At 47.1% G+C, this 4,675-nt stretch carries 5 protein-coding genes; 3 read left to right on the top strand and 2 right to left on the bottom strand.

The window, feature by feature from the left end:
* The first annotated feature begins 39 nt into the window (after nucleotides 1-39).
* From WBA23_RS25485 to WBA23_RS25475, 3 genes are all read left to right on the top strand, one after another.
* Nucleotides 40-735, top strand: a complete 696-nt coding sequence (locus WBA23_RS25485; RefSeq protein ID WP_424585100.1) for a 3-keto-disaccharide hydrolase — start codon at nucleotides 40-42, stop codon at nucleotides 733-735.
* A gap of 158 nt (nucleotides 736-893) precedes the next feature.
* Nucleotides 894-1,826, top strand: a complete 933-nt coding sequence (locus WBA23_RS25480; RefSeq protein ID WP_424585099.1) for a TolB family protein — start codon at nucleotides 894-896, stop codon at nucleotides 1,824-1,826.
* A gap of 35 nt (nucleotides 1,827-1,861) precedes the next feature.
* Nucleotides 1,862-3,358 (top strand): Gfo/Idh/MocA family protein, encoded by a 1,497-nt coding sequence (locus WBA23_RS25475; protein WP_424585098.1) that lies wholly within the window; start codon nucleotides 1,862-1,864, stop codon nucleotides 3,356-3,358.
* Nucleotides 3,359-3,481: 123 nt separating this feature from the next.
* Here the strand turns inward: WBA23_RS25475 and WBA23_RS25470 are convergent, their stop codons facing one another.
* Complete coding sequence (locus tag WBA23_RS25470; protein ID WP_424585097.1) at nucleotides 3,482-3,859, bottom strand: hypothetical protein; 378 nt, start codon at nucleotides 3,857-3,859, stop codon at nucleotides 3,482-3,484.
* 140 nt (nucleotides 3,860-3,999) lie between these two features.
* Nucleotides 4,000-4,653, bottom strand: coding sequence for a porin family protein (locus WBA23_RS25465; protein WP_424585096.1), 654 nt, complete (start codon nucleotides 4,651-4,653; stop codon nucleotides 4,000-4,002).
* Nucleotides 4,654-4,675: the final 22 nt, after the last annotated feature.

Genomic DNA, 4,675 nt, shown 5'->3' with positions numbered 1-4,675 from the left:
AACTTTCTAGTAACTTAACTGTCGTAAAATCTTGATCTTATGATACAACATATAGTAACACTAGCCACTGTCTTAGCGGTAGTAACTGCCTGTAGTTCTTCAGATAACTCAAATCAGAATGCTTCAGCGGGCACTAACGAATGGGTATTGTTGTTAGATGACAATACTATGCACCATTGGCAAATGTACAGTGGTGAAGAAATTAAAGGATGGAAGGTGATTGAGGGCGAACTTCGTGGCTCAGGAGCCGGTTGGGATGCCAACCAGGATATCATCACTAAAAACGAATACGACAACTTTGAATTATCATTGGAATGGAAAGTGGCCCCCGCTAATAGCTCCGGTATCTTCTACCATGTTCAGCGCGGAGACCATCCCATCTATGAATCGGCACCCGAATACCAGGTTATGGACGACGAAGGCTGGCCGCAAGAAATGAAACCTAATCAGTATACAGCAGCTAACTATGCCATGCATGCCCCGGAGGGAGCAGAATTGAAACCAGCGGGAGAGTGGAATACAACGCGAATTGTGGTGAATCACCCTCAAGTAGAACACTGGCTCAATGACAAGAAAGTAGTCACTTATGAAATTGGGAGTGAAGATTGGAAAAAGCGTAAGGCGGCTGATAAGTGGGCGGATGTAGCACAGTATGGTGTCGCCACGTCGGGCCATATTGGTTTACAAAACGCGGGTGTAGTAGCCTACCGTAACATAAAAATCAGAGAACTGTAGCAAAGATTCTAGTTGGCTGATAGTCTGATCAATATTGGACTAAAAACTACTTATTGAGCTAGTAAATATTCCTTATGAGGTAGACTTGTGGTCTGATTTTGCCTATACTAACTTCTGTGTCTTATCCACAACTCTTATTTTTCCATCATACCTAACCTATGTACAACATACCCCAAATTTCGCTTGCTGTATTTTTTATGATGACTTTACTACTACGCGCCCAGGCACAGGAGAAGCGGGTAGTTTCTACGCTGGAAGTCTTCGACATTGAAGCAAACCAACGAACTCAAATACTGACTGAGAACCGCCACTTTGAAGCACCGAACTGGAGTCATGATGGCGCTTTCTTTCTGATCAATCAAAATGGTAGCCTCTACCGAATCTATCCGGACGGCCGTAAAGAAAAGATGGATACCGGATTTGCGACCCGTTGCAACAATGACCACGGTATCTCACCCGATGGCAACACATTGGCCTTTAGCCATAATCTAGAAGCGGGCGAAGATGGTTGGCTAACTTCCTGTATATATACCGTGCCCATAGCCGGTGGTAAACCGAAACGGGTGACTGAACAAATCCCCTCGTTCTGGCATGCCTGGTCACCCAATGGACAGACACTGGCTTACACTGCTCAGCGTAACGACCGTTTTAATATTTTTACCATACCACTAGATGGCGGTGAGGAGGTAGCCCTTACCGACTCGGATGTGCTGGATGATGGCCCAGCGTACTCGGTAGACGGTGAACATATCTACTACAACTCTATGCAATCGGGCCGGATGGAGATCTGGCGAATGCAACCTGATGGTAGCGGCAAAAAGCAGTTAACTGATGACGCGTATTCCAACTGGTTCGCTCATCCTTCCCCCGATGGTAAGCACTTTGTTTTTATTTCGTATCTACAGGATCAGGGTAGTAGCCACCCCGCTATGAAAGAAGTTGTACTACGACTATACACGATTGAGGACGATAGCATTCGGATACTATGCGGATTCACCGGCGGACAAGGCTCGCTAAATGTTCCCTCGTGGGCCCCGGATAGTAAACGCTTTGCTTTTGTTAGTTATCGTCCTCAACCCGACAATGAATAATTCCAATGAACAATTTTCTGCAAAACAATTATCTAATGATTAATAAGAATACAAGTTCCCGACGAAAATTCCTTAAAGAGACCGTAGCTTCCGGAATAGGGATTACACTGGTGCCTAGCCACGTGATTAGTGGATTAGGCTATACCGCCCCTAGCGATAAGCTCAATATTATCGGCGTAGGTGTGGGGGGCAAAGGGCTGCAAAATTTGCAGGCTATGAATACTGAAAACATTATCGGCCTTTGTGATATTGATTGGAACTACAGCCAGCGGTGCTTTGATACCTTTCCTAAAGCTAAAAAGTACTACGATTGGCGTAAGATGTTTGATGAACTAGGGGAATCAGCTGACGCGGTGATGGTAGCTACGGCCGACCATACGCACGCTTGCGTAGCCGCTACCGCCCTTACAATGAATAAGCACGTATACTGCCAAAAGCCTCTCACGCATTCGGTGTACGAGTCGCGCCTATTAACTAAGTTGGCCGGAGAGTATCCGGTAGCTACGCAGATGGGTAATCAGGGTAATTCGGGAGACGGAGTACGGCAACTGTGTGAGTGGATCTGGAACGGAGAAATTGGTGAAGTAGTAGAAGCCCACACCTGGACTGATCGTCCGATATGGCCTCAGGGACTAGAGCGCCCTGCCGAAGCTATGAAGATACCTGAAAACTTTGATTGGGAACTATTTATTGGTCCGGCCGCTATGCGCCCGTATCACGAAATTTATACCCCCTGGAACTGGCGAGGCTTCTGGGACTTTGGTACTGGAGCTTTCGGTGATATGGCCTGCCATATTATGGACCCTGTATACCGGGCACTTAAGCTGAAGTACCCCGAAACCATCTCTGGTAGTTCTACTACCGCCAATACCGAAAGTGCTCCGCAAGCCGAAAAGGTGCGGTTTCAGTTTGGAGAGCGAGCGGCACTGGAGAAAGTAAAAATGCCAGCGGTGGACGTACATTGGTACGATGGAGGGTTTCTGCCTGACCGACCTGAGTTGTTAGAGGCTGGTGTTCCGTTAATTCGCGATGGTTTGGGCGGATGTATGTTCGTAGGGACCAAAGATACGCTGATCTCGGATGCAGGTGGGTTCAACCCACGACTGCTTTCGGGACGGGCGCCTGATGTAACTCCTTACTTGCGCCGAGTGCCCGGCTCGGTAGACTACAGCGACGGTCCGCACGAGCAAGATTGGTTAAGAGCATGTAAAGAGTCACCCGAATCGCGGGTGGAAGGGTCCGCCAATTTCGCGTACGCCGGACCGTTCAATGAGATGGTACTGCTTGGCGTGCTGGCTATCCGCTTGAAGGGTCTTAATAAAGTGTTGGAATGGGATGGTGAAAATATGCAGTTTACCAACATTGGCGCGAGCGAAACGATGGAAGTGGTGGAAACCGATGGTTTTGCAATGGTTAATGGTCTACCTACCTGGAACACAGAACGGGTAAAGCTTGATGCTTTGGAATCTGCTAACCAATATATTCGGCATACTTACCGAGAAGGCTGGAGTTTACCCAACATGCCACAGTAGCTATAGCTCTGGCTCTAGTAGATTGACTGTCACTAAATTATAACTTGGATTGGAACGTGCCATTTAAGGCAAGGGCAGATAAAACTATGAATAACCGTTAGCCAGATGCGCTGATTATAACTCCTACTCGTTCCAGTACAAAGTGTGAGCGGTTCTCACTCTTCGCCGGGCTTGAGCTTTCTTCCAGCTACCTCCCCCCACGGCGGCAGCTAACCCTCCCATACTAACGGTTATACTCAAGACAGTAGTCGGACTAGTCCTGGAACTTCCTGATCCGGAGAACCCATCCATAAGCATCCCAATGAATGCGGCATTACCTGCGAGTACGTACGTGGGTACTCCAATAGCAATGAACCGAACCGACTGCTTACGGTACTTAGCCGCTAACCTAAGTTGTTCGTTAATGGCAGTATTACTACCGTCATATTCCAGTAGCGGGAAACCCCCGCTTTTGTATCCAGATACTATCTCTTCGGTTAAGATGTAGGGAGTTATCTTCAAGCTGGGCTAAACAACTATGAATAGATAAATACAGTAGTCCCGTAATCACGGCAGTCTTTACCATAGAACAAATGAGTAATCTCCATCTATGACATAGTTTTCTTACGAATGGTTGTAAGCCAAACGGATTCTATCCTTTTTTACCGTGTCAAAAAAGTAGTCAGGGTGAAGTTAAACACCCGATTACGGATAAGCGCATCGTTATCGTGGGTGGGAGAGATATTGGTTAGCCCCTGCTCGTAGGAAACCAGCAGTTGAAAGTTTTCTATCGGCTCAATACCTACTAAAAATTGTATACCTGCGTCTACCGTACGGTAGTGGTCGCCCCGCTCGCTGCCCCACTCGATAGACTCGTCACCTTCAATATTAAAGCCGATGGCATCAATACTACCTTCTGCTACTATTTTGCCTCCAATACCTACACTAGCGTAGGGGCCAATCCCTCCTAAAAGTTTTATTCCAGCTGTTTCAGCACTAGCAATTATTGGAACGGGCAAGTGCAGGTACAAAGGCTGAAACCGCACATCGTAGTCAACTCCAACAATGCCGCTCTCGTAGCGAACTCCCTTACTACTGAGCAGCAGGGCAGGTTGTACCGAAACCACTTCATTAATAGCAAGGTCAACCACCGTACCAAACTGCCAGCCTGCTCGGCTCAACGGATTATATAACCCCATAACCTCAACCCGCTGGTTAGCAAAATTTACTCCACCTCGTACTCCTACCCGAAGGTCTTGAGCAATTACGGGAATCCAAAACAAAACACTAAGCGCTAAGGCAAAAAGCTTTTTCATAATTAAGAGGATTTTTATGAAA

It is taken from the genome of Tunicatimonas sp., assembly GCF_049647865.1.
GTDB lineage: Bacteria > Bacteroidota > Bacteroidia > Cytophagales > Cyclobacteriaceae > Tunicatimonas.
The sequence above is the reverse complement of the archived record's forward strand: the minus strand, read 5'-3'. Positions and strand labels throughout refer to the sequence as shown.